20 protein-coding genes are annotated in these 22,370 nt (G+C 32.4%); all 20 read right to left on the bottom strand.

Annotated features, from left to right (window positions below; genetic code table 11):
• Positions 1-5 precede the first annotated feature (5 nt).
• Positions 6-944, bottom strand: coding sequence for a glycosyltransferase (locus H6W53_RS03875; RefSeq protein WP_185204963.1), 939 nt, complete (start codon positions 942-944; stop codon positions 6-8).
• A 68-nt stretch (positions 945-1,012) separates the two neighbouring features.
• Positions 1,013-1,858 (bottom strand): glycosyltransferase family 4 protein, encoded by an 846-nt coding sequence (locus H6W53_RS03870; RefSeq protein ID WP_185204962.1) that lies wholly within the window; start codon positions 1,856-1,858, stop codon positions 1,013-1,015.
• Positions 1,859-1,998: 140 nt separating this feature from the next.
• A complete protein-coding gene (locus tag H6W53_RS03865; RefSeq protein WP_185204961.1) occupies positions 1,999-3,012 on the bottom strand; it encodes an EpsG family protein in 1,014 nt (337 codons plus the stop codon).
• An 81-nt stretch (positions 3,013-3,093) separates the two neighbouring features.
• Complete coding sequence (locus H6W53_RS03860) at positions 3,094-4,206, bottom strand: EpsG family protein (protein WP_185204960.1); 1,113 nt, start codon at positions 4,204-4,206, stop codon at positions 3,094-3,096.
• Positions 4,207-4,342: 136 nt separating this feature from the next.
• A complete protein-coding gene (locus H6W53_RS03855; RefSeq protein WP_185204959.1) occupies positions 4,343-5,344 on the bottom strand; it encodes a glycosyltransferase in 1,002 nt (333 codons plus the stop codon).
• A gap of 98 nt (positions 5,345-5,442) precedes the next feature.
• On the bottom strand, positions 5,443-6,171 hold the full coding sequence (locus H6W53_RS03850) for an NAD-dependent epimerase/dehydratase family protein (RefSeq protein WP_185204958.1): 729 nt from the start codon (positions 6,169-6,171) through the stop codon (positions 5,443-5,445).
• Positions 6,172-6,178: 7 nt separating this feature from the next.
• A complete protein-coding gene (locus H6W53_RS03845) occupies positions 6,179-7,075 on the bottom strand; it encodes a glycosyltransferase family 2 protein (RefSeq protein WP_185204957.1) in 897 nt (298 codons plus the stop codon).
• A 21-nt stretch (positions 7,076-7,096) separates the two neighbouring features.
• A complete protein-coding gene (locus H6W53_RS03840; protein ID WP_185204956.1) occupies positions 7,097-8,227 on the bottom strand; it encodes a glycosyltransferase in 1,131 nt (376 codons plus the stop codon).
• A complete protein-coding gene (murJ, locus tag H6W53_RS03835; protein WP_185204955.1) occupies positions 8,224-9,732 on the bottom strand; it encodes a murein biosynthesis integral membrane protein MurJ in 1,509 nt (502 codons plus the stop codon). The genes H6W53_RS03840 and murJ overlap by 4 nt, the downstream gene beginning before the upstream one ends.
• A gap of 183 nt (positions 9,733-9,915) precedes the next feature.
• Positions 9,916-11,220, bottom strand: a complete 1,305-nt coding sequence (locus H6W53_RS03830) for a nucleotide sugar dehydrogenase (protein ID WP_185204954.1) — start codon at positions 11,218-11,220, stop codon at positions 9,916-9,918.
• Positions 11,217-13,586, bottom strand: a complete 2,370-nt coding sequence (locus H6W53_RS03825; protein WP_185204953.1) for a GumC family protein — start codon at positions 13,584-13,586, stop codon at positions 11,217-11,219. Before H6W53_RS03825 ends, H6W53_RS03830 begins: the two co-directional genes overlap by 4 nt.
• A 5-nt stretch (positions 13,587-13,591) precedes the next feature.
• Positions 13,592-14,413, bottom strand: a complete 822-nt coding sequence (locus tag H6W53_RS03820; protein ID WP_228457747.1) for a polysaccharide biosynthesis/export family protein — start codon at positions 14,411-14,413, stop codon at positions 13,592-13,594.
• A gap of 36 nt (positions 14,414-14,449) precedes the next feature.
• Positions 14,450-16,375 carry a polysaccharide biosynthesis protein gene (locus tag H6W53_RS03815; protein ID WP_185204952.1) on the bottom strand — a complete coding sequence of 642 codons (1,926 nt, stop codon included), beginning with the start codon at positions 16,373-16,375 and terminating at the stop codon, positions 14,450-14,452.
• A gap of 338 nt (positions 16,376-16,713) precedes the next feature.
• Positions 16,714-17,172 carry a regulatory protein RecX gene (locus tag H6W53_RS03810; RefSeq protein WP_185204951.1) on the bottom strand — a complete coding sequence of 153 codons (459 nt, stop codon included), beginning with the start codon at positions 17,170-17,172 and terminating at the stop codon, positions 16,714-16,716.
• Positions 17,173-17,234: 62 nt separating this feature from the next.
• Complete coding sequence (gene glyA / locus H6W53_RS03805; RefSeq protein ID WP_185204950.1) at positions 17,235-18,500, bottom strand: serine hydroxymethyltransferase; 1,266 nt, start codon at positions 18,498-18,500, stop codon at positions 17,235-17,237.
• A 107-nt stretch (positions 18,501-18,607) separates the two neighbouring features.
• A complete protein-coding gene (gene arsB, locus H6W53_RS03800; RefSeq protein WP_185204949.1) occupies positions 18,608-19,630 on the bottom strand; it encodes an ACR3 family arsenite efflux transporter in 1,023 nt (340 codons plus the stop codon).
• Positions 19,627-20,241 carry a low molecular weight phosphatase family protein gene (locus tag H6W53_RS03795; protein WP_185204948.1) on the bottom strand — a complete coding sequence of 205 codons (615 nt, stop codon included), beginning with the start codon at positions 20,239-20,241 and terminating at the stop codon, positions 19,627-19,629. The genes arsB and H6W53_RS03795 overlap by 4 nt, the downstream gene beginning before the upstream one ends.
• 13 nt (positions 20,242-20,254) lie before the next feature.
• The gene (locus H6W53_RS03790; protein ID WP_185204947.1) at positions 20,255-20,725 is read right to left on the bottom strand and encodes a DUF6428 family protein; all 471 of its coding nucleotides are present in this window, start codon (positions 20,723-20,725) and stop codon (positions 20,255-20,257) included.
• 84 nt (positions 20,726-20,809) lie between these two features.
• Complete coding sequence (locus H6W53_RS03785) at positions 20,810-21,136, bottom strand: ArsR/SmtB family transcription factor (RefSeq protein WP_185204946.1); 327 nt, start codon at positions 21,134-21,136, stop codon at positions 20,810-20,812.
• Positions 21,137-21,274: 138 nt separating this feature from the next.
• Positions 21,275-21,865 carry a hypothetical protein gene (locus H6W53_RS03780; protein ID WP_185204945.1) on the bottom strand — a complete coding sequence of 197 codons (591 nt, stop codon included), beginning with the start codon at positions 21,863-21,865 and terminating at the stop codon, positions 21,275-21,277.
• Between the last annotated feature and the right edge of the window lie 505 nt (positions 21,866-22,370).

Raw genomic sequence — 22,370 nt, 5'->3', positions numbered from 1 at the left:
TATTTTTAATGAAGTAAAGAAATTAATGTATTGATTTCATTCTTTACTTTAGACTCTGAGTTTATTGTATTTTTTTGCAAAGATAGTGATAATGCTTCAGTAATTGAATCTACTTCCAAAGGATTAAAAACAAAACTGGGTTTGCAGACGGCATAAGTATAAGGTAAATCTGCACCAATAACCTTACATCCATTTTCTATAGCTTCTACCAAGCCTAAACCAAAGCTTTCTGTAAGTGAAGGATATATATGATATTCTGATTCTTTGTATAACTTGCGCAACGCATTCCGATCTATAAACCCAATATTTTCTATAGGATATCCTTTATCTTTTTTTATATTAATTAAATTTAATATGTCAGCAGCATGGTCAGGAATGGTTAAAATTAGTTTTCCTTTTTTGTGTTGATCATAAAATTTTGTGAATGCATCCATTAATCTCAGATGATTTTTGTGCCGGGTTACATTACTCACATAAATATACTGATGCTCTTTTCTGATATTTTGCTTGATCTGCATACCAAAGGGCGGATAAAATGGCATCACCAGAATGTTATTTTCCCGGATGTCATATTTTTTTGAAAGTTTTTCTTTAACTAAATCTGTCTGGACAATCCAGTAGTCCGTATTTTTTCTGAAAGCATTCAGAACACGGGTTTTGATATAGTATATTTTTTTGCTGATAAAAGGTATTTCTTTCGGAAGCTCAAGAAATAAGAGCTGATGAAAATAGGTATATACTTTGGCTGAAGTTCTGATATTAGGTGGAAGATTTCCAAAACACAGTATCGCTGAAAATTTATTTTTATTTTCTCTATAGAATTTTCTTCTTTTGAATAACGAAGCTTGTAGATAAGTTACTTTATTCTTAAGTTTCAGACTATGGTTTTCATTCTGGATACGCTCATCCAAAAGATAAAAAATTTCTTTGCTGGTTTTTTCCAATTCTTCAATAAGATAGTCCAGTAAAACTTTCCCACCGCTGTTGTTAATATATAATGCGTCAATAAGAATCATTTATTTGCAAGGATTTTTTTATATAATTCTGTATATTGTTCCACCACCCAATCAGGAGTATAATTTTTTACATTTTCCTGCCCCCTGATGACTAATTCTCTACGTAGATCCTCTTCATTGGCAATTCTTAACACTGCATTTCTTATTTCTTCTGCATGATGAGGATTTACTAATAAGGCTCCTTTTCCTGCAACATCTTTCATAGGTGAAAGATCTGAAGTGATAACCATGCAGTTCCTTGCTTGGGCTTCAAGAATTGGCAGACCAAATCCTTCGTAGGTAGACGGGAAGCATAATACATTGCTTTCATCATACAGTTCTCGAAGTTTTTCATCTGAAATATTGATATAATTGCTGAAATCATACTGGTAGTCCTCTAATAACCTACTCTGTCTTTCGTTCAGTCTTCCCACTATGGATAAGGCAATGTTGAGATCTTTACAAGCTTCTAAAACTTTTTCAATATTCTTATTTTCCCTCGTCCCTACAATAAGGAGTTTCATTTTACTGAAATACTTAAATTTTATGGGTAAGATATCTACCGTAATACAGTTAGGAATAACCTTAATTTTACTTGCCACAGAAGGCAGAAGCCAAGAAATTTCCTTTTTGGTTTTTTCAGAAATAACGGTAATGTATCTTAATTTTTTTAAAGGCAGATAAATCCAAAGTAAATAATATAAAATTTTTTTCAATCCGGTATGCTGATAATATCCTGAAAGATCATGAACCGTTAAAAGAGTTTTTCTAGAATCTAAAGCTAATGAAGACCAGTGTATGTCTCCTGTGATATGATTAATTTCTCCCTGATTTTTTTTAAAATACATCAGAGTCTTTAGCATCTCTGAAAGTTTAAAAGGATTTACAAACACACTGTATGCAACTCCTTTCCTTGATAATTCCTTTTTTATTACGGAAAAAAGCTTCTCTATACTTACTTGCCCATCTGCGGGATTTCTTTCAAAAAAGTGAATTTTCATAATTAAAATGTGAAGAATATAGTCTTGTAAGGCAAAAATAATTCCGGATAGTTTATAATACCTTTATAAGCTAAAATAAAAAAAAGAATGAACAAAGCTGAAACATATGTATACTTTTTTTCTTTAACAAAGATTGTTATTAAAATTGAATAAAAAAACACTTCAAAGATAATAAAATAAATACTTATCCTTGAAATTATAAAGGTAAAATCGAATGACAGTATGATGTAAGCAAAAAGGGAGAAGAATAGTACATTCAGAATAAATTCCAGATGATTGGTTTTTACTGAGCGGTTTAATACATCCCGGTATAAGAAAAATAAAACAACTGGCAAAATCCTTCTACAAATCCCTGAAATAAAAACGATTACTGAAATACTGTTCTGATGAGCAATAGATAGATACCCAAAGTACCTTTCAGAAAAGGCTTTGGGTAAAAGCAATATTACTTTTTCACTAAGTAAAGAATTCATACCGCTGAGTTGGGCAAAAACTGCAAATCCAATTAAATAAAGCCAATATTTATATCTAATATTATTGGTAAATATGATATAAATAAGACAGACGATTATTGTACGGTGAAACATTGATGCTAAAAACACAAACAAAATAAACCACAATTTCTTGTGCTCTAAAAAATATACTGTTGCAAAAAACATAATGGATAATGCCATTAATTGCCGTGTACTTCCCATTAACCCGATACTTAAACAAAAGAAAATAAATATAAACAGTATAGAATCCAGAGATGCTTTCTTAATAGAGAAATAATATAGTAAAAAGACTATTGCATAATAAACTGCATTGAAAGTATAAAAGGAAAGATGCATATAGTCTCTAAAAAAAATAATCAAAAGGTTGTAACCAAGCTCAAATCTGTTGGTCTCGATCTTACTCTCTTTAATATTACTAAAGTTACTATAGTAAATATAAAAATCTGTCCCGCTTTCCCATCTGAAACTCTCTAAAAACCACCAAAAGACTAATAAGAAAATAAATACAAGGTTTTTCTGCATTAAGCTGAGTTTATTTTCTGTCAGGAAAAAAAACAATACCATGAATACAAAAAGAAGTATCATTTGTCCTTATTTAATTTATTAAAAATCTACTCTTCGATATTCTTCATTATAAAATATCCCTTTATACGGATTAAAGATATCTTTATATACACTTATAGATTGGTTAAAATTGATGATAGCAATTACAAATAAAGGAAAAATCATCATCATTCTTTTTTTCTTATCATCTACTAATAATAAAAGAAAGCCTAGAAGCAAAGGTTCCATTGCATTAAAGTACATACTTCCCCGGCTTACCATTACCAACAAAGATTTACCAAAGATAAAATAGAAAAGTATTCCTAGGAAGTATCCGTTAAAAATTAAGTTATATTGGGGTATTTTCTTTTGCAGATGTTTTCTGGCAATAAAGAAAATAAGTACAAAAGACAATCTTTTAATAAGTCCGAAAGTAGAAAGAATTGCTGTTTCTTCCTGTGCCTGCCTCAGATACATCCCTGCTTTAGTGCTAACATTTTCATTAAAACCTCCTACTAAGCCAAAGAAGTATACAGGCAATGGAGAGTAAGATATTGCAATAGAAGCCACAAGTAAAATTAATAATACACGATCTTTAATTTCACGGTTTATAAAAAAATAAAGGAAAAAAAGTAAAGAAGTAGAATGAAAAAAGTATCCTATTATTACTAATAAAAAATAATAAATATACCTCTTTTCCAATAAAAATTTCAGTGAATATAAACCAAATGCTAATGCTAATAATTGGCGGTTGGTTCCCCAATTTCCCATAAATAAGCAGTAGAATATGAGCAGCGTAATAAAAAAATATTTGGAAAGAAACTCTAACGATTTGAATGTGATAGCATAAAAAACAAATGCATTAAAGAACAAAAAGAGAGAGTATCCGTAAAAATATTTGTAAAAAAAGTGTGTCAACAGGTTATATCCCAAGTCCATTTGGTTGGAATAGCTGAACCATTTATTCTCATTCCTGAAACTTTCATAGTGATCATAATATGAAGGCCAATCCGTACCCGTTTCCCAACGAAGTCCCATCTGCCCAACCAATACTGTAAAACTTAAAAACTTGAGAGTATTTAATATTGTGTGAGCACCCTTTACATCTTTAATATTGAGTTCTATTAAAGAGAAGAATGCTAAGAAAAATATAGTAAAAAAATAAATTTCCATACCTGTCTGTTACTTCGAATCTTTTTTTGGTTCTTCTCTGCCAGCATCTCTAATATTTATATGCACATCCATTTCTTACAACTTCTAAATAATATTAAAATATAACGCGTTATTCACTTCAATATTTGAGAATATTTTAAACAAAATCCTCAGCGAGCAACTTAGCCCTGTTAATATAATTATTGCTGGTATCAATAGTCCTCCTGAATTCTTTTGCTCCTTTTAAGGCTTCCTCATAATTATTTACGATCCAATGCGCTTTTTCTATCATTTCATTTAAAGTTTTGAAATAATAAACATCTTTTTTATCTGCGAACTGATTTTCAAATTCCGGTATAAAAGTTGATAGCTGGGGAACTCCTGAAAGAGCAATTTCAAAAAATCTTAAATTAGATGAAGGATAATTCAGATGGTCAATTGCATTTAATGCTATTTTACTGTTTGCAGTATAATTTAAAAAAGTATTTAAATCTACCATCTGTTCTACAAGTGTAAGATTTTTTTTATTGTGAAAAGACAGCTTTTTCCAGCCGGTTCCTGCCAGAAAGAATCTGCTTTCGGGAAATTCTTTTAATAACCCGTTGATGGCTTCATAACGTTCTGGTCTGAAAGCTCCCACAAAAGAAAAATCGTATTCTGTTTTCTTTTCCGAGTAAGCATCAAAATCTGCGGATGAAATGGTATCTCCTGCAAAAGGAAGCCATGTGGATTCGATGTCGTTTCTTTTAAAAATATCTACATTTTCTTTTGAATGGGCATATACTTTTGTATAATGTTTTAAATTGGAGAAAACGTTATTCGACATATTTACGATAGAATCTGGCCAATAGAAAATAACATTTTTGCAGATCCTTTTAAAATATTCAATGGTTCCGGGATAAAGCTTCACATTAGTAAATACCATAATTGCAAAAGGAGGTTCTTTAAAAAATTTTTTTGCAACAAAATGGTTAGCTTTTACAATGGCCGGAGTATAATCGGAGTTGAATTTCTGAAGAATTATGAAAGGATAGTATGAATTTATAAGATTCGCAAAATCGATAATCTCCACCTCAAACCCCAGTTTTTCCAAAGCATATTTATAGCTCCTTTCCATACCAAACTTACTCGCTGATCCTATTATATATATTTTTCTCATAAACCATTTTTTTGTATTAAAAATTACATTTTCCGTTAGAAGATATTTCGACTACATCTGTTTTCCAAGCCTGTATCTTCATAAACAAATCTTCGTGCTTATATCTTGTTATCCAAGAAGTAATTGTAAGTTAGGGATAGATTGTTTGAAAAATTGTTTGTGGTAATTATCTTGTCAAAATCAGACTCTATTTTATTGATACTTTCGAACAGTTTAATTACTGATATTTCTACGGTCTCAGGAAAATAATTTACCAGATCAAAGCCATTTTCTTTTCTGTTGACGATTTTATTACTGATATTTTTTACCAGATCATCAATAAATAACAGCTGCAATACCTTATCTCCATCAATAATTTTACTTTCTTTTCCATGGATAACGTTATGGCAGAATGTTGCCACTACAGATACATAATTCGGTTTCATCCCCGGTCCGAATATACTCGGAATTCTAAGGCATAAGAAGTAGTTTTTTTTCTCAAATCCAAGCTTCGTAAGCAAAAATTCATTATATCTTTTGCTGATACCGTAGATGGTTTCTACATAATAATGAATGGAAGAAAAATAAATAAACATCTTATTTTCAAACTTATTTACAAGTAAAAATAATTTCTGAGCATAATAAATATTATACATAAAAAAATCATTCTCAGAATCTGATCTGGACACTCCTGCAGCATTTATAATGATATCGGCTTGTTCTATTTTTTTTAACAAAACAGTTTCATCTTCATTAATTTTTGCAGTATCAACTTCACTATTTACCGAAAAAAAATTAACTAAATTTTTTCCAATAAAACCAGTAGCTCCGAATATTAAAATTTTCATGTCTCCTTTAATATGTTTTTATTATTTCAGTAAAATACTTCCAATTCTCTTTAAAAGTATATTTAAAATTAAAAAAATTCAAAATTAAAAATAAATAGTCCGTTATCACAAACGTAGAGAACCTTTTGCGATCATTTCTTTTTAAGTAAAGCACTCTGCTGGTATGAGTCATTATTCTTTTTTTATTGGAATAGTTTATAATCGTCTTACTGCTCGCCTCTTCCAGGTGGATGATATTGGTCTTTGTATAAATATACTGTTTATATCCAAGGTTACTGATTCTTTTCTGCAGATCTGTCTCTTCATAATACATAAAGAACTTGTGAAAGAAGCCATCTAACTTTTCAAACAAAGATTTTCTCATAAACATATCGGCTCCTATAACATAATCTATTTCAAAATACGTTTTGCTGAAATCGTAAACTTTTTCTTCCTGCAAAAGTATAAAAGATGAAACGAAAGGAATTTGTTTCCATACTTTATTTTTTTCGTTAGAACACGTCGGAAAACTGTTTCCGTATCCGTTGATCGTATGGTTCTTATCAATCAGCGGGCATCCCAATACCCCTATATTCAACTGATCTTCATTATTCACAAAAAAAGAATGAAGCTTGGTAATAGAATCTTCAATTAGGAGTGTATCTGAATTCAAAAAGAATAAAAACTCTCCTTCTGCTTGCTGAACCCCTAAATTATTTGCTCTCCCGAAACCTAAATTGGTATCGGAATAAATATATTTAATTCCCTCAAAGTTTTCAAAATGCTCTTTTGATCCATCTGTTGAAGCATTATCAACGAGAATAATTTCGTGGCTTATATCTTCTGTATATTTCTTGACAGAATGTATACAATCAGTCGTTAGCTGTTTTGTATTATAATTTATTATGATAATTGAGCAAGTCATTTATTACGTAATTTTAGTAATCTATAGTTTTAAAAGCTTATTATTCAGCTTATCGATTATTATAGGCCAATAGTATTTGGAATAAACATATTCCGCCCCTTCCCGACTTAATTTTTCTAAATCATCTTTAGCGATTGTCTCTTTAATTTTCACGGCAAGGTCATCCGGATTCTGGTAATTGAAAACAGCAGCATACTTCCAGTTATCTGTAATTTCCTTACATGGATTCAGTGGAGTTGAAATGATAAAACATTTATTGGAAAGAGCCTCCAGATAAACAAAACCGAAAGATTCTGACAGCGATGCAAATAAAAATAGTGCTGATTCTTCGTAAAGCTTTGCCAGTTCCATCCGGTCATAGACTGCACCGGCAAGGATAATCCTATCTGCAAACCCAGCATATTTATCTGTAATATTCCTGATAGCTGATAAGAATTTTTCACTGTACGCTCCTACCAAAACAAAATCCCATTCGTTATCCGGATTTTGTTTACAAAATGTCAAAAACCCTTCAATAAGCGTTAGATTAGATTTTCCGGGATCATCCAGCCTTGAAACAGTAATACATCTCTTTTTCTTTTTATCATAAGAAACATTGGAGATCTTTTGAGAATAAAAACCATTGGAGATCAAAAAAACTTCTTTTCCGAAAATATTTTTTTTATTTAATGCGTTTACTATACTCTCTATCTCAGCAGAAATGATGTCCACATACTTTACCAGATAGCCGATGAGTTTCCTTTTTAAGCCTGTATACTCCTGATCGAGTATGGAATCGTTGGCATCCAGTTTTATATAACTTTTACCTCTTCCGAAAGTAAGTACCTTAAATATAAAGCATAGCAGTACTTTCTGTAAAGAAAAGTGGTAAAAATTGATAACATCAATTTTTCTCAGATGTAACAATAGGAAAAATAAGATGTTTAGTGTTTCATTTCCAGAGAATATTTTTTTAATTTTTAAAGTTTTCAGTCCTCTAACGTCAGATTCCAGATAAGGAAAAGGACCGTCTGAATATCCTGCAATATAGGAGTCATAATGATGATTTTTATAAAGCAGATAGGGTATCATGCCCACATCTTTGATGAGATGGATATTTTCGCAATTCGGAAAAATTGTTACAAAAGTCTTTTTCTTCTTTGAAAACATCATTTTCTAAGTTGTTTTATTTTTTGACTTATCAGTTTTAAAATTATCTGTCTTTCTTCAAGCCTGAAAATATAGCTCAGAATAAACAGCAAAATCGCCAGAACGCCTGCCTGAAATATCACTTCCGGATATGGACTTGTAAAACTGACTGAATGGCGCATTCCAAAATACATAATGGAAACGATAATGATTACAAGAAGAAAGTATCTTGGCTCAATATTAAGATCTTTTCTAAACGGATATTTCAAATACATAAAGTAGGCGAATATGCTATGAGAAAAAAATATGGAGATAGGAAATATATAAATTCCACCTAATTTTACGAACAGAAAATTTATGGTAATAACAGCAATCTGTGTAGCCATTCCTATAAACGCATAATACTTTTGATTTTCAGAGGATAATAAACTCATACCGAAAATAACATATCCGAATATTCCTAAAAGTGAAATCCCATACAGTATGGAAAGATCTGCAATGCTTATAAGTTCTTCCGTAGAAATACTTCCTCTATCATAAAGAATCTTCACCATAGGTAAAGAGGCTCCCGCAATAAAAGCAGTGATAAAAGAAATAATAAGCAATCCAAGCTGAAACATTTTTCTGAACTCATCATTATAAAGATCTTTATCTCCTTTTATATAATACTTTGATAATACAGGTACCAAGATGGTTGTAATGATACTTACCACAATTCCGTACATCAAGGTAGGTATCCTGTTAGCATAATCAAGTGAGGAAATAACCCCTTCTCTTATTCCTGATGCTAAAATTTTCTCTACCAATGAATTGATCTGTCCGAAAAAATACGGTAAAAAAAAGGGAATGGCAAAAAGGAAAAAAGTTTTAAAGCCATCGAATGAAAAATTCCAGTTTGCTTTAAATAAGGGAATTTTTTTCTTTATGATAAAAAAGACGATAAATGCAATAAGCAGCAGTGTAGAAATATAATATGACAGAGGCAGAGAAAGAATGCCCATTCTTTCCACGAAAAAATAGATCAGTGCAATATTAATAATTGTGCTGAAAAATCCTGAAACCTCGGCGATAAAAAAAATTTCATACGCATTCAAAATACTGATTCCTATCGACATCAATTGGTTAAAAAGCAGTACCGGAGCTACATAATAGATCATTTTAACCAATACCAGACGCTGGGAAACATCGTAGTCAGGAGCTATTAAATATGTAAAATAATCCGGAAAGGCCAAAATACCCCCTACCAGTAATACTGAAAAAAGAATGAAATATGTGAGCAAAGACTGTGTCTTTACCAATGCAGTTTCTTCAGAATTGTTTTCTTTGAGAAAAATAAACTTTGTTCTGAACGTTTCATTTATAGGTCCCCATAGTGCAGCATCTATTGTAGACATTGTAGTAAATGCCAAAATCCATACATCTTTTTCCAAAGACACCCCAAAATATTTGGCAGTCATAGAAAGAAGAATAATATTTAAGGGTATTTTTATTAACTTTAAAATGAAAAGTAAAACTGCTTTTTTTCTCATTAAGTATTCTTTGAAACAATAGAATTATTTTCGAAAAATCTGAAAAATCATTTTATTATTTCTTATTTTAATTGATATAATTTTTAACAAAATTCTTTAAATCTTTATGATTAATTCCATAATATGGAATATAAATTAAAGATTCTTTATTTGCTAAAATCATGTATACGCCGATAATTATGCTTATAGTCTTGCATCAACAGTATCTCTTTCCAAGAATGCTTTTACATCAAATAAAACTGATTTCTCAGTTTTTAATGAAATAATATCTAAATTCTTAAACTCTTTATGAGAAACTGCCAAAATAATAACTTCATACTTTTTATCTTCTATAAAATCTTCAAGAGTTTGAATATTATATTCAGATTTTACTTCATCCTGATCTGCCCAAGGATCATAAATATCTACATTAAGATTATATTGCTTAAGTTCGGAATAGATATTTACAACTTTGGTATTCCTTATATCCGGACAGTTTTCTTTAAACGTAATTCCTAAGATTAAAGCATTTGCATTTTTAATCTGAATCCCTTTTTGAATCATTAACTTAATAACTTTTCCAGCAATAAATTCAGGCATCATGTCGTTTACTCTTCTTCCACTTAAAATTACCTGTGGATGATAACCAAGTTGCCCAGCTTTATGTGCAAGATAGTAAGGATCTACAGAAATACAGTGCCCTCCCACCAAACCCGGACGGTATTTTAAAAAATTAAATTTCGTACCTGCTGCCTCTAAAACATCATGAGTATCAATACCTATTCTATCAAATATCAAAGCTAATTCATTAACAAAAGATATATTTACATCCCTTTGGGCATTCTCAATTGCTTTAGAAGCTTCTGCAACTTTAATACTAGGAGCCTTGTGGGTTCCTGCTTTAATGATTAATTTGTATAGCTGATCTATATCTTCTGCAATTTCAGTAGTAGATCCTGATGTAACTTTTTTAATTGTCACTAAAGTGTTTACTTTATCTCCGGGAACGATTCTTTCTGGAGAATAACCAACAAAAAAATCTTCATTCAGTTTTAATTTTGATTCTTTTTCTAATATAGGAATACATTCTTCTTCTGTACATCCTGGATAAACTGTAGATTCATAAATAATAATGTCTTGTTTCTTAATAATTCCCCCCAACATCTTACTTGCCTTAATTAAAAGACTAAGATCCGGAGAGTTAAATCTATCTATAGGTGTAGGAACTGTTACTATATATATATTTGCCTCTGCAATTTCTTCCAGAGAACTGGAAGGAATATAACCTTTCTGAAAATTACTCTCTGAAGCAATTTTTAACTGTTCTTTTATTTCATCAGAATCGGCTTCTAGGGTATGGTCTTCACCATTATTGAGCTCTTTAACTCTCTGCTCATTAATATCAAATCCATAAACTGGTAAAAATTTAGAAAACTCAAGAGCTAGAGGCAGGCCTACATATCCCTGGCCGATTACAGCAATTTTATAGTGTTTGGGTAAATTCATCATTCTTTATTAAAAATACCTTTTATTTTATCTAAAAAGTTTTTGTTCTCTGTTGCCTTGTATCCGTACCCATATTTATTTCCGTAGGCAAAATACTCTTTACTTACATCATTAAGTACGAAAGCAACATTTTTTATTTTATGTGTTTCTATTTGTTTGTTTGCAAAATCTATTAACGTTTTTTCTGTATGTCTAGATCGGGTTACATACAGTGTAACGTCTGCCATATTAGCAATGAGTAAAGTATCCGTCACCAGCATAAGCGGTGCTGTATCAATAATGATATAATCATACGTTCCCTGCAGGTCTGCAAGAAGATCCTCGTATCTTCCGTTAGACAGCAATTCCGTAGGATTTGGAGGTATGCTTCCAGAAAATATAACATCCAGATAAGGATTAAATGCACTCTGATGCACAATGTCTTCTACAGAAATTTGGTCATCATAAAGAAACTCCGTAAGTCCGGCAAGCCCTTTTCTTGTAGTATTGTATCTCTGTAACTGAGGGTTTCTGATATCCGAACCGATGATGATGATCTTCTTTTTAGGTGTAGCCATCGTTAACGCAAGGTTTACAGAAACGTGTGTTTTACCTTCTCCTTTTACAGTGGAAGTAACAAATACCGTTCTTCCTTTTTTAATGTTCTTAGGAAACATAAAATTCATATTGGTAATTAAAATCCTGAATGATTCAGCCATAGGAGATAGATCGTTCATTCTTACCAACTCATCCTGGCCTCTTTCCATACTGGGAATTTCGCCGATGATAGGTTTTCTGTTGGTAAGTTTTTCCAGATCATGTTTTGTTTTTACCTTATCGTTAAAAAGCTGTTGAAGATAAATAAAAACAATCGGAAGCAAAAGACCTGCTACAAGTCCGGAAAGTAAAATTACCCCAGATTTTGGTGAAACTTTCATTCCAACATAAGCTTTGTCCACAATTCTTGCTTTTGCTGATGTAACAGCCATCGATATTGCAGTTTCTTCTCTCTTCTGTAACAATAGAAGATACAATGATTCTTTGATCTGCTGCTGACGTTCAATACTTCTGAATAGTTTTTCCTGAGCCGGTACTTGGGATATTCTGCCAGAAATATTATTCTGTTCGGCAGAAAGACCATTTCTTGCTAACTGAAGTGCCGTTCTGTTCTTCTGTAAACTCTGCATTACAGAAGTCCTAATATTATTTATCTGTTTTGTAATATCAACAACAAGAGGGTTTTCTGGTGTAGCGTTCTGAAGAAGTTTATTTCTTTCCAAAACCAACTGATTATACGCTGAAATATTGGCAGTAGCGCCTGGATTATTCAGACCAAGATTACTCGGAAGGGTCTGGTTAGAGTTCTGATTAGAAACATATCCTAGCAAAATATCCGTAAGTTCCAACTGTGCATTAATTTCAAGTTCTTTACTTTTTGCCTCAGTATTAGTCTTAAGCCCCAATTGAACTTCGGTTTCTATATCAGATATTCTATTGGACTTTTTAAACTGTTCTTTCTGGTTTTCTACATCGCCCAAATCTCGTCCAACCTGATCTATTCTTTCATTGATAAACTTAGCTGTATTTCTGAACTCTGTATTTTTATCCTCAACAGCATCTTCATTATACACCTGAACAAGCTTATTGATAAATGCTTTCGCTTTATCCACTTCGGCATAATTCATTGATAATTTGATAACAGTAGCATCTTTATTAATCAGACTAACATTAAGAGCAGACTGAAAGGCATTTGTTCTGTCATCTAAAGTAGAAATATCCAATAAAAGATCCGTAATACTTTTTTTAGACCTGTAATTCGCATTTCTCAATATCATTATATTGGCAAAAGGTAAACTGATTACTTTATTATATGAGGATTTTACAGGGGACATTCCTTCAGCAGAAAGTGTAAGCTCATTTCCGTTAATCTTTAAATTGATCAAACGGGAAGCATTGCCTGAAAATTCTTTTTCCTGAACAATAACGACTCTTATTGGAGAAGTCTCTTCGAAAAGTTCGTTTTTCAGATCGCCATTATAAATATTTGTTTCTAAACCTAAAACTCTTACTACTTCACGTACAAGTTTTTTGGATTTAAAAATTTCCATCTCGTTCTCCACCCCATTACTCCCTATCTTTCCTATACCCGAGATATCTCTTAACGTTGCAAAGTCCTGTGTTCCGCCGCTGTTCGCTTTTGAATCTTTAATTAAAACTGTTGATGCAACTTCATATACAGCCACTTGTTTTTTTAAATATAAATATGCTATTAAAAGTGAAACTGCAGCCCCAATTAAGAACCAAAACCATCTTTTTAGATAAGGATGTATTATTTCTCGTATATGTAATTCTATCTCTTTTGTCTCCACAAAATTATTTTTTTCTTCCATTCTTTTTATTTCTTAAATAAACCTACGACTACCGCAATAGCAGTAACACCAATTGAAATTGCAGATAAAATAAGTGGAGTATTTGGGTTTTGCTTTGAAGCAATATCTTTTGTATTATTTGCAGAAACTATAATAGCATCTCCTTGCCTCAGATTATAATAAGGAGAATTAATTAGGTTAGCATCTTGCAGGTTTATCCTCCCATGAGTAATTTGCCCATTTTCCGTTCTTATTATTAATATATCATTTCTTTTTCCATATATAGTAAGATCTCCAGCCATGGCCAATGCATTCAATATTGTAGCCTGTCCATTTGCCACAACATAATCACCTTGCCTGTTTACTTCACCCAAAATTGAAATTTTGAAATTTGAGAGTCTCACAGAAACACTAGGATTAATAACAAATTCTTTTATTTTGTCTCTTAGTTCATCTTTAAATTGAACTAAAGTTTTATTTTTTGTATTTAACTTTCCTAAGATAGGAAAATCTATATCACCATCAGAATCTACAATATAAGTTGGTCCAGAAATATTTGCCGATCCCTGACCTGGAGTATTTCCACCTGCGAATGTATTATTCTGAATAAACTCTGAGGATGAAAAATTTTGATTAAATGGTTTAACAACATCTAAATCTTTAGCCGTAATAAGAATAACAAGCTGATCTCCCGATTGAATTGTATTTTGAGAATTTTTAGCAGAAGCTTCTATGGCAACATTTTCTATATTCTGCATATAATTCAGATCGTTGTGTGCGTTGGGATTTGTTTTGCACGAAACTAATGTAACTGCCAGTAATACAGCCAGTATTTTACCTTTCATCATATTTTAAAATTGTACAAATATACATTTATTATTTTTCTATTTATCCAGTATTTCATAAATAGAATTGTTACTTCTAAATTCAGGAACTATAGTTTTCAAAATTCTTACGACTTCTACCTTATCTCTTTTGATAGCAGCTTTGGTAACCAAATTCACCATAGATTCAATTTCAGAAAATACCATACTCGGATCTTTTGAGATCATAATCTTTTCGTTATGAGTCGGCAATGTTTTTGCATCATCACTCAAAAGCTCTTCATATAATTTTTCTCCGGGCCTTAAACCTGTATAAATAATTTTAATATCTATATTAGGCTCAAATCCTGATAATTTTATCATTCTTCTCGCGAGATCCAAAATTTTTACGGGTTCTCCCATATCAAAAACGAAAATTTCCCCGCCGTGTCCCATGGTTCCGGCCTGAAGAACAAGTTCACAAGCCTCCGGAATCGTCATAAAATATCTTACAATATCAGGATGCGTAATCGTAACGGGACCTCCTGCTTCAATTTGCTTTTTAAAATGAGGAATTACCGATCCGTTAGATCCTAAAACGTTTCCGAATCTTGTTGTAATAAATTTGGTTTTGTTTCCTTCCACATTTTGTAAAGACTGAACAAATAATTCCGCAGCTCTTTTTGAAGCTCCCATCACATTGGTAGGATTTACAGCTTTATCTGTTGATACCATTACAAACCTGTTCACATTATACTTACTGGAAAGTGTTGCAATGATTCTTGAACCTAATACATTCACTATAATACCTTCGTGTGGATTTTCTTCAACCAATGGCACGTGTTTATATGCCGCAGCATGATAAACCATAGAAAAATTATAGGTTTGAAACAATGGTTCTATTCTATGCTTATTGGAAACATCTGCCAATACAAATTTAAAGGTGATATGAGGAAATTTTTCTCTCATTTCAAGCTCTATATCATACAGAGGTGTTTCAGCCTGATCTAATACAACGATAAGAGAAGGATTAAATTGTGCAACCTGTCTGACAATTTCGCTCCCAATAGAACCTGCACCTCCGGTTACTAAAATTGTCTTGTTAAAATGTCTGCTTCGCACATCTTCACTTTCAATTTTAATTGGTTTTCTGTTCAACAAATCTTCGATCTGAAGATTTCTGATGGAACCTCCAAGATCACTGTCTCTAAGTTTCTGAACCGAAGGAGCTTTAAAGATGTTGAAATCTTTTTCAAGAAATAAATTTACCCAGGAATTCATTTCATCTTTAGACATCATTTCTTTTATAATGATGACTCCGTCTACTAAAAGTTCTTCTTTCGAATGTTTTTCAATTTTTTCCTTTGAAAGGATTGGCTTTCCTAGCAACGATGCTCTTTTAGAATCTGTTCTCTGGGTTAAAAAACCTACTACATGATAAGGAAGGCTTGGATTGTCTAAAATAGCTCTCGCAATGGCAATAGACTGCTCATCGATTCCTAAAACAAGAATTCTCTTCTTAAGTGTACTTCTTCTATATTCTCTCACGATATGAAAAAATTCTTTTACATACAATCTGAAAAGAAATAATCCCATAAACGAGATGATGAAATATAAAATAAGATAAGGTGTTAAAATAAATTTTCCGCCGGTGATCCAGAAATAAAAAATGTTAATTGTAGCTACTGTAACCATTGTACAGAAGCAGGACGTCAAAAGTTTAAAAAGATCTGTAAAAGTAGAATGCCTTATAATTCCTGCATATGTTTTAAAAACATACATGAATAAGGCGTTGATAACGATAATAGATAAAAATACAAGACTTTTATCATCATAGATAAATTCACGCTGGGTAATTTTTTCTATAATATAGGTAGATAAAAATAACGATACTACCAGAATAATAATATCAATTACTAATATTATCCATCTTGGCAGATATCTTACATCCGAGAGACTGACAACATTATCTCCTCCAAAAATCTTCTTCCTAAGAGAATTGTACATTGTCTATATTTGTGTTCATAAATATTAAAGGTATAAGACCCGGATTATTGAAATAATAACCTTAAGGCTGTCATGCAAAATTAAAATAAAATTTTATCTATACTTTAAATTTAAAAAATAAATTTAGTTTGAATTTTCACTAACCGTTTTTAAAATTTGGTTAACAACAGTTCCAAAAATAGTACCATAAAATTTCATATCGTAAAAATACGTTTTATTTCAACATTAATAGAAATATACGTTCTTTAAACATAGTATTTTATTCTAATCAATTCATTTACAATCTATATATTTTGTTACAAATCTTAATAAAAAAAACTTTTACCATAGAATTAATTCTAATCAAAAATATCATTTATCTTCTCATATTCAAAGCCTCTGCTTATTAAATATTTGATTGTTTTTGCTTTTCTTTGATAATCCTTCAATCCACTCTGCTTATCATAGTAATCCTGATAAATTTTACGGATCGTTTTTTCATAATCATCCTCATGAATTTCATCAAAACATGTACTGATTAATTTATCGGAAATCTGTTTTTGTTTCAGATGAATTTTAATTTTCGCCTTTCCCCAGTGTTTGATGTAAAACTTACCTCTGATGTAGCTTCGCGTAAACCGTTCTTCATTCAGATAGTTTTCTTTCATCAGATAAAGCATAATTTCTTCCTTCGCTTCATCAATTAAAAGAAATTCTCTCATTTTCTGCTCAACTTCTGCATGACAGCGATCCTGATACACACAATAGTTTACCAGTTTCAGTTTAATCTCATCAAAAGTGAAAGACTTCTTCTCCATATATTTTTTACACAAAAAAGAATGAGCAAAAGCCCATTCTTTATTATTTATTTCTTTGAAAATTAATAGTTGAATAAAGCTTTACCTTCCATTAATTCATTTACTTTTTTTCTTACCGAAGAAATTACTTCTTCATTTTTGATGTTATCTACCACATCAGAAATTAATCCTGCAATGGTATCCATATCATTCTCCTTCAGACCTCTTGTCGTAATAGCAGCCGTTCCTAATCTGATTCCTGAAGTGGTGAATGGTGATTTATCATCAAAAGGAACCATATTTTTGTTACAGGTAATGTCTGCAAGAACCAAAGCTTTCTCTGTTTCCTTACCGTTTACATTTTTATTTCTAAGATCTACCAACATTAAGTGGTTGTCTGTTCCACCGCTTACGATATCAAATCCTCTGTCGATCATTGCTTTTGCCAAAGCCTGTGCATTAGCCTGAACCTGCTTCGCATATGTTAAGAACTGATCGTCCAAAGCTTCTCCGAAAGCAACTGCTTTACCCGCAATAACGTGTTCCAGCGGACCTCCCTGAATTCCCGGGAAAACAGCTCCGTCCAGAACCTGACTCATCATCTTAGTTTCTCCTTTTGGCGTTTTATGACCATAAGTATTTTCGAAATCTTTCCCCATCATGATCATCCCTCCTCTTGGTCCTCTCAGCGTTTTGTGAGTGGTTGTGGTTACTACATGACAGTGTTCAAAAGGATTATTTAAAAGACCTTTTGCCACCAAACCGGCAGGATGAGCAATATCTGCCCAAAGTGTAGCTCCGATTTCGTCTGCAACTTCTCTGAATTTTGCATAATCCAGATCTCTTGAATATGCAGAGAAACCGGCAATAAGCATTTTAGGTTTTTCTCTTAAAGCCACTTCTCTCATCTGATCGTAATCAATAAGACCTGTTTCTTTCTGAACTCCGTAAGAAACCACATTATACTGAATTCCTGAGAAATTAACCGAAGAACCGTGCGTAAGGTGACCTCCCATGGAAAGATCCATCCCCATTATTTTATCTCCGGGTTTTAAAACTGCCAAGTAAACTGCCGCATTCGCCTGAGATCCGGAATGGGGCTGAACATTTGCATACTCTACACCGAAAAGCTCTTTAGCTCTATTGATCGCCAGAGTTTCAACCTCGTCTACGACTTCACAACCTCCGTAATATCTTTTTCCGGGATATCCTTCAGCATATTTATTAGTCAATACGCTTCCCATAGCTTTCATTACATTATCAGAAACAAAGTTTTCCGATGCAATCATCTCAATGCCATGAGTTTGTCTTTGTCTTTCTTTTTCAATCAGGTCGAAAATAATGTCCATTTTACTTTTAGTTTTAGAAATTTTTCATGCCAAAAGTACGAAATTTTCACCGAGATTTCAGCATCCGGAATAATGATTTTAAAACTGATTTTCAACTACAGATTACTCTATTTTTGTTTTAAATATAAACTTGCCTTCACCAAAAGAATAAGAACCGGAACTTCTACCAAAGGACCGATAACTCCTACAAAAGCCTGCGCAGAATGAATTCCGAAAACAGCAATGCTTACTGCGATAGCCAGTTCGAAATTATTTCCGGTAGCTGTAAAAGCAATTGCAACATTCTTATCATAAGGAACTTTCATCATTTTATTCATCAGAAAACTGATAAAAAACATAATAATAAAGTAAAAAATCAGCGGAACCGCCACTTTCACCACATCCATCGGAAGCTCCAGAATCTGATCTCCTTTAAGACTGAACATCAGCACAATCGTAAATAACAAAGCATACAAAGTAATCGGAGAAATTGCCGGAATAAATTTCCTGTTGTACCAGTCTTTTCCTTTAAATGAAATAAGAAGATAGCGAGATAAAAATCCGGCCAGAAACGGAATTCCGAGATAGATCAGTACACTTTCCGTGACTTCACGCATTGGCACAGAAATACTGAAATTTCCAAGACCTAATTTCTGAGGAAGCACATTAATGAAAAGCCATGCAAAAAAACTGTAGGAAAAAATCTGAAAAATACTGTTCAATGCCACCAAAAGAGCAGCATATTCGCGATTTCCTCTTGCGAGATCGTTCCAGACAATTACCATGGCAATGCATCTTGCCAAACCAATCAGGATAAGACCGATCATGTAATCCGGTTCGTTTTTAAGAAAAATTACTGCCAGAACAAACATTAAAACAGGTCCCACAATCCAGTTTAAAAACAGAGAAACCGAGATTACTTTTTTATCTTTAAAAGCCTGTGGAAGGAGACTGTAATCTACTTTGGCCAAAGGAGGATACATCATGAGAATTAATCCGAGAGCCAAAGGAATATTTGTAGTTCCCGAAGAAACAGATTGCGTAACCCGGGAAATTTCAGGAAAAAAGTAACCCAAAGAAACGCCGACAATCATTGCCAGAAAGATCCAGAGCGTTAAATATCTGTCTAAAAACTTTAATTTTGGATTCATCTACAATCTATTTGAGAAAATACATAAAACATTTCTGAAGCAATCTCCAGACTTCTTTTTTCATACACCTCAGTTTGTTGGGGAGTGTTATCCGAAACTTTAGGATCTTCGAAAGTAAGCGGAACTCTTTTTTCGGCTCCGGGAATAAACGGGCAGCCTTCATCGGCAGAAGAACAGGTCATTACAGCGGCAAAACTACGTTCAGGGTTAAACGGATCATCATATTTTTTGGAAAAACCAATCAAAGGCAATGTATTTTCATCAAATTTCATGGCATATACAGGATTTTTAGTTTCACTTAATTTCCAGACCTCAAAACCTGCATCAGATAAAGTTTCCGTAATTTTCGGAAACAGTTCGGTACCTTCCGTTCCTCCCGAATAACATTGTACATTCGGGATTTCATAATAATGTGCCGCAACCTGTGCCCAAATCTGTGACAAATGGCTTCTGCGCGAATTGTGAGTACAGATAAAATTGAGGCGCACTTCTTTATTCTCTCGTTTTTTTTGCTGAATATAGTCAGTGAGACTTTTTAAAACCACTTTTCGCTCTTCGCTGATTTTTTGCTGAAGAACTTTTTCTAGGTAAACAGATAATTTCGGATTCATACAGTTACTTTAATTAACAGCATCCCGAGTTCGGAGCGCATTGAGATGTTTTATGACCAAGCTCTTTCAGACTTAATTTTTCCTTTTCCTGCGGAATTCCACATGAATCCTGCGCAAGACAGGCAGTCTTTTTATTTTTAAGGATAAAATGTTTTCCATTAAATTCAAGGTCATACTTACCAATCGTTGTATCCTGATATTCCACTTCAATCTCTGAATTTCTAATTCCCAGTTTCTCTTCCGAAAGCTGAATAATATGAAGAAGTTTCCCCGGCTTCAGACGATGCTCATCATCTTCTGCATTCCAAAGCTGAAAATTAACTTTTTCTTCTTTTCTGATGGTTCCACCACAATCGATAAAATTTTTGCTTACCATCCCTATTTCTGTTACATGAAAATGTTCCGGTACAAAAGTTCCGTTTTCCAACTGAAATTCAACATTATCCAACGTTGGAAGGATATTTTTGATCTGTTCAAGGGTCATATTTCTCTTTTTAATTGTTTAAAAAATTATAATTAATCATATATTACAATATCGCAATATTACGATAATTGAAGACAAAAAAATTCAACAGCACTTTTGCTTTTTAACAGTAGAAATTACTTTTGAAAAAAATACATTCAGTACCTCAAATGCATTCTCATTAATACAGTAACAGATAGAATTTCCTTCAATATTTCCTTTGATGAGTCCGGCATTTTTTAATTCCTTCAGATGTTGGGAAACTGTAGGCTGTGCCAAAGGAAGCTCATTGACAATATCTCCGCAGATGCACTCATTTACCTTCAGCAAATATTCAATGATAGCGATTCTCGCAGGATGTCCTAAAGCTTTTGCAATGGTAGCAATTCTGTTTTGTTCATCTGTAAAAAAATCTGTTTTTGTAGCTCCCATATTAAACTATATCGCAATATTACGATAAATAATTTTCATTGACAATATTTTTAAAAAAAATTCTAAAAATCTGAGGAGAATTATTAATTATATGAGACTTATTTGATATTCTGAAAGTCATAGGGTTTTATAATGAAATCAACGAATGTTAAATCCATGACGAAGAATTTCATCTTGTAATCGAATTATTTTTTGAGACCAATAAATGACTCTTTCCATTTTATCAGGAAAATCCTCTTCAGATGAATTTTGATAAACACTCTGATAATTCTTATACATTTCCAACCTATCGATTAAATATTCTTCATAATCTTTCAGATTTTGAGGAATATAACCAGGCCCTTCACAACCACAAGAATGGAAAACTTTCCCGATTCTGTAAAGACTTTCAACAATTTTCCATTCTTTAGCAGTGCTTTTCTTTGGTGCTTTAAAATCCAGTCCTAAATCTGCCATCAAACTTGAACATTCAGGACATTTTATCACGCGGTTTTTTATTTCTGAAATTACTTTTTCTAACTGATTTTGCTCTTTTTTTACAAAAATTGATGAGACATTTCGAACATTGAATCCATTAATCTTATGAAAATTTTTATCTTCTCTGATCCTTTCTAAAATATCAAAAGAATGAGTCTGCTTAAAAGACTTTCTACATTTGAAACATACAAAATGAGATTTATATGTTTTTCCTGCGTATCTGCACATATACACTGGTTTAATTCTACTCAAATATATTGTTAGTTAGCCAAATCAACAAGTAAGATTCTATAAAAATATATACACTTATAATAATTCGTTCTCAAACGCAGATCATATTTTCAGGAGCTTTATCCCGCTATCCACTCTTACTCCTCGCGCCCTGCTTTCCGAGCTAATGCCTTCTTTCCCACATCACGCTGCGGGGTATCCGTTTCTATCGGGGCTAGGAGATGGCAAACAATATTGATAATTGATGAGTAATGAGTAATGGGTAATGAGTAATAAAGATGAATGATGATTGATGATTGATTATATCCTCGGGTTTCTTTACTTTTCTCTTGTTACTTCTTACTTTTTACTTTGTTCTATTTCCTTTTCTCTTGTTTCTTTCCTTTGATAAGGGAATAGATTAAGATGAGAGATGGAGAGTTATACGCAAAAAAAAAGTCTCATAGAAATTAATCTATGAGACTTTTAAATAAAAACTGGCGGCGACCTACTCTCCCGCTTGTCGCAGTACCATCGGCGCTGGTGG

The sequence above is a fragment of the Chryseobacterium sp. C3 genome (genome assembly GCF_014218905.1).
Classification (GTDB): Bacteria; Bacteroidota; Bacteroidia; order Flavobacteriales; family Weeksellaceae; genus Chryseobacterium; species Chryseobacterium mucoviscidosis.
The sequence above is the reverse complement of the archived record's forward strand: the minus strand, read 5'-3'. Positions and strand labels throughout refer to the sequence as shown.

Bases quoted from the DNA above. Each gene is read 5' to 3' on its own strand.
- H6W53_RS03860 (WP_185204960.1), bottom strand. From the start codon at position 4,206: ATGGAAATTTATTTTTTTACTATATTTTTCTTAGCATTCTTCTCTTTA.
- glyA (WP_185204950.1), bottom strand. From the start codon at position 18,500: ATGGACATTATTTTCGACCTGATTGAAAAAGAAAGACAAAGACAAACT.
- H6W53_RS03865 (WP_185204961.1), bottom strand. From the start codon at position 3,012: ATGCAGAAAAACCTTGTATTTATTTTCTTATTAGTCTTTTGGTGGTTT.
- H6W53_RS03850 (WP_185204958.1), bottom strand. From the start codon at position 6,171: ATGAAAATTTTAATATTCGGAGCTACTGGTTTTATTGGAAAAAATTTA.
- H6W53_RS03855 (WP_185204959.1), bottom strand. From the start codon at position 5,344: ATGAGAAAAATATATATAATAGGATCAGCGAGTAAGTTTGGTATGGAA.
- murJ (WP_185204955.1), bottom strand. From the start codon at position 9,732: ATGAGAAAAAAAGCAGTTTTACTTTTCATTTTAAAGTTAATAAAAATA.
- H6W53_RS03870 (WP_185204962.1), bottom strand. From the start codon at position 1,858: ATGCTAAAGACTCTGATGTATTTTAAAAAAAATCAGGGAGAAATTAAT.
- H6W53_RS03825 (WP_185204953.1), bottom strand. From the start codon at position 13,586: ATGGAAGAAAAAAATAATTTTGTGGAGACAAAAGAGATAGAATTACAT.
- H6W53_RS03820 (WP_228457747.1), bottom strand. From the start codon at position 14,413: ATGATGAAAGGTAAAATACTGGCTGTATTACTGGCAGTTACATTAGTT.
- H6W53_RS03815 (WP_185204952.1), bottom strand. From the start codon at position 16,375: ATGTACAATTCTCTTAGGAAGAAGATTTTTGGAGGAGATAATGTTGTC.
- H6W53_RS03840 (WP_185204956.1), bottom strand. From the start codon at position 8,227: ATGATGTTTTCAAAGAAGAAAAAGACTTTTGTAACAATTTTTCCGAAT.
- H6W53_RS03830 (WP_185204954.1), bottom strand. From the start codon at position 11,220: ATGATGAATTTACCCAAACACTATAAAATTGCTGTAATCGGCCAGGGA.
- H6W53_RS03785 (WP_185204946.1), bottom strand. From the start codon at position 21,136: ATGGGAGCTACAAAAACAGATTTTTTTACAGATGAACAAAACAGAATT.
- H6W53_RS03790 (WP_185204947.1), bottom strand. From the start codon at position 20,725: ATGACCCTTGAACAGATCAAAAATATCCTTCCAACGTTGGATAATGTT.
- H6W53_RS03795 (WP_185204948.1), bottom strand. From the start codon at position 20,241: ATGAATCCGAAATTATCTGTTTACCTAGAAAAAGTTCTTCAGCAAAAA.
- H6W53_RS03845 (WP_185204957.1), bottom strand. From the start codon at position 7,075: ATGACTTGCTCAATTATCATAATAAATTATAATACAAAACAGCTAACG.
- arsB (WP_185204949.1), bottom strand. From the start codon at position 19,630: ATGAATCCAAAATTAAAGTTTTTAGACAGATATTTAACGCTCTGGATC.
- H6W53_RS03810 (WP_185204951.1), bottom strand. From the start codon at position 17,172: ATGGAGAAGAAGTCTTTCACTTTTGATGAGATTAAACTGAAACTGGTA.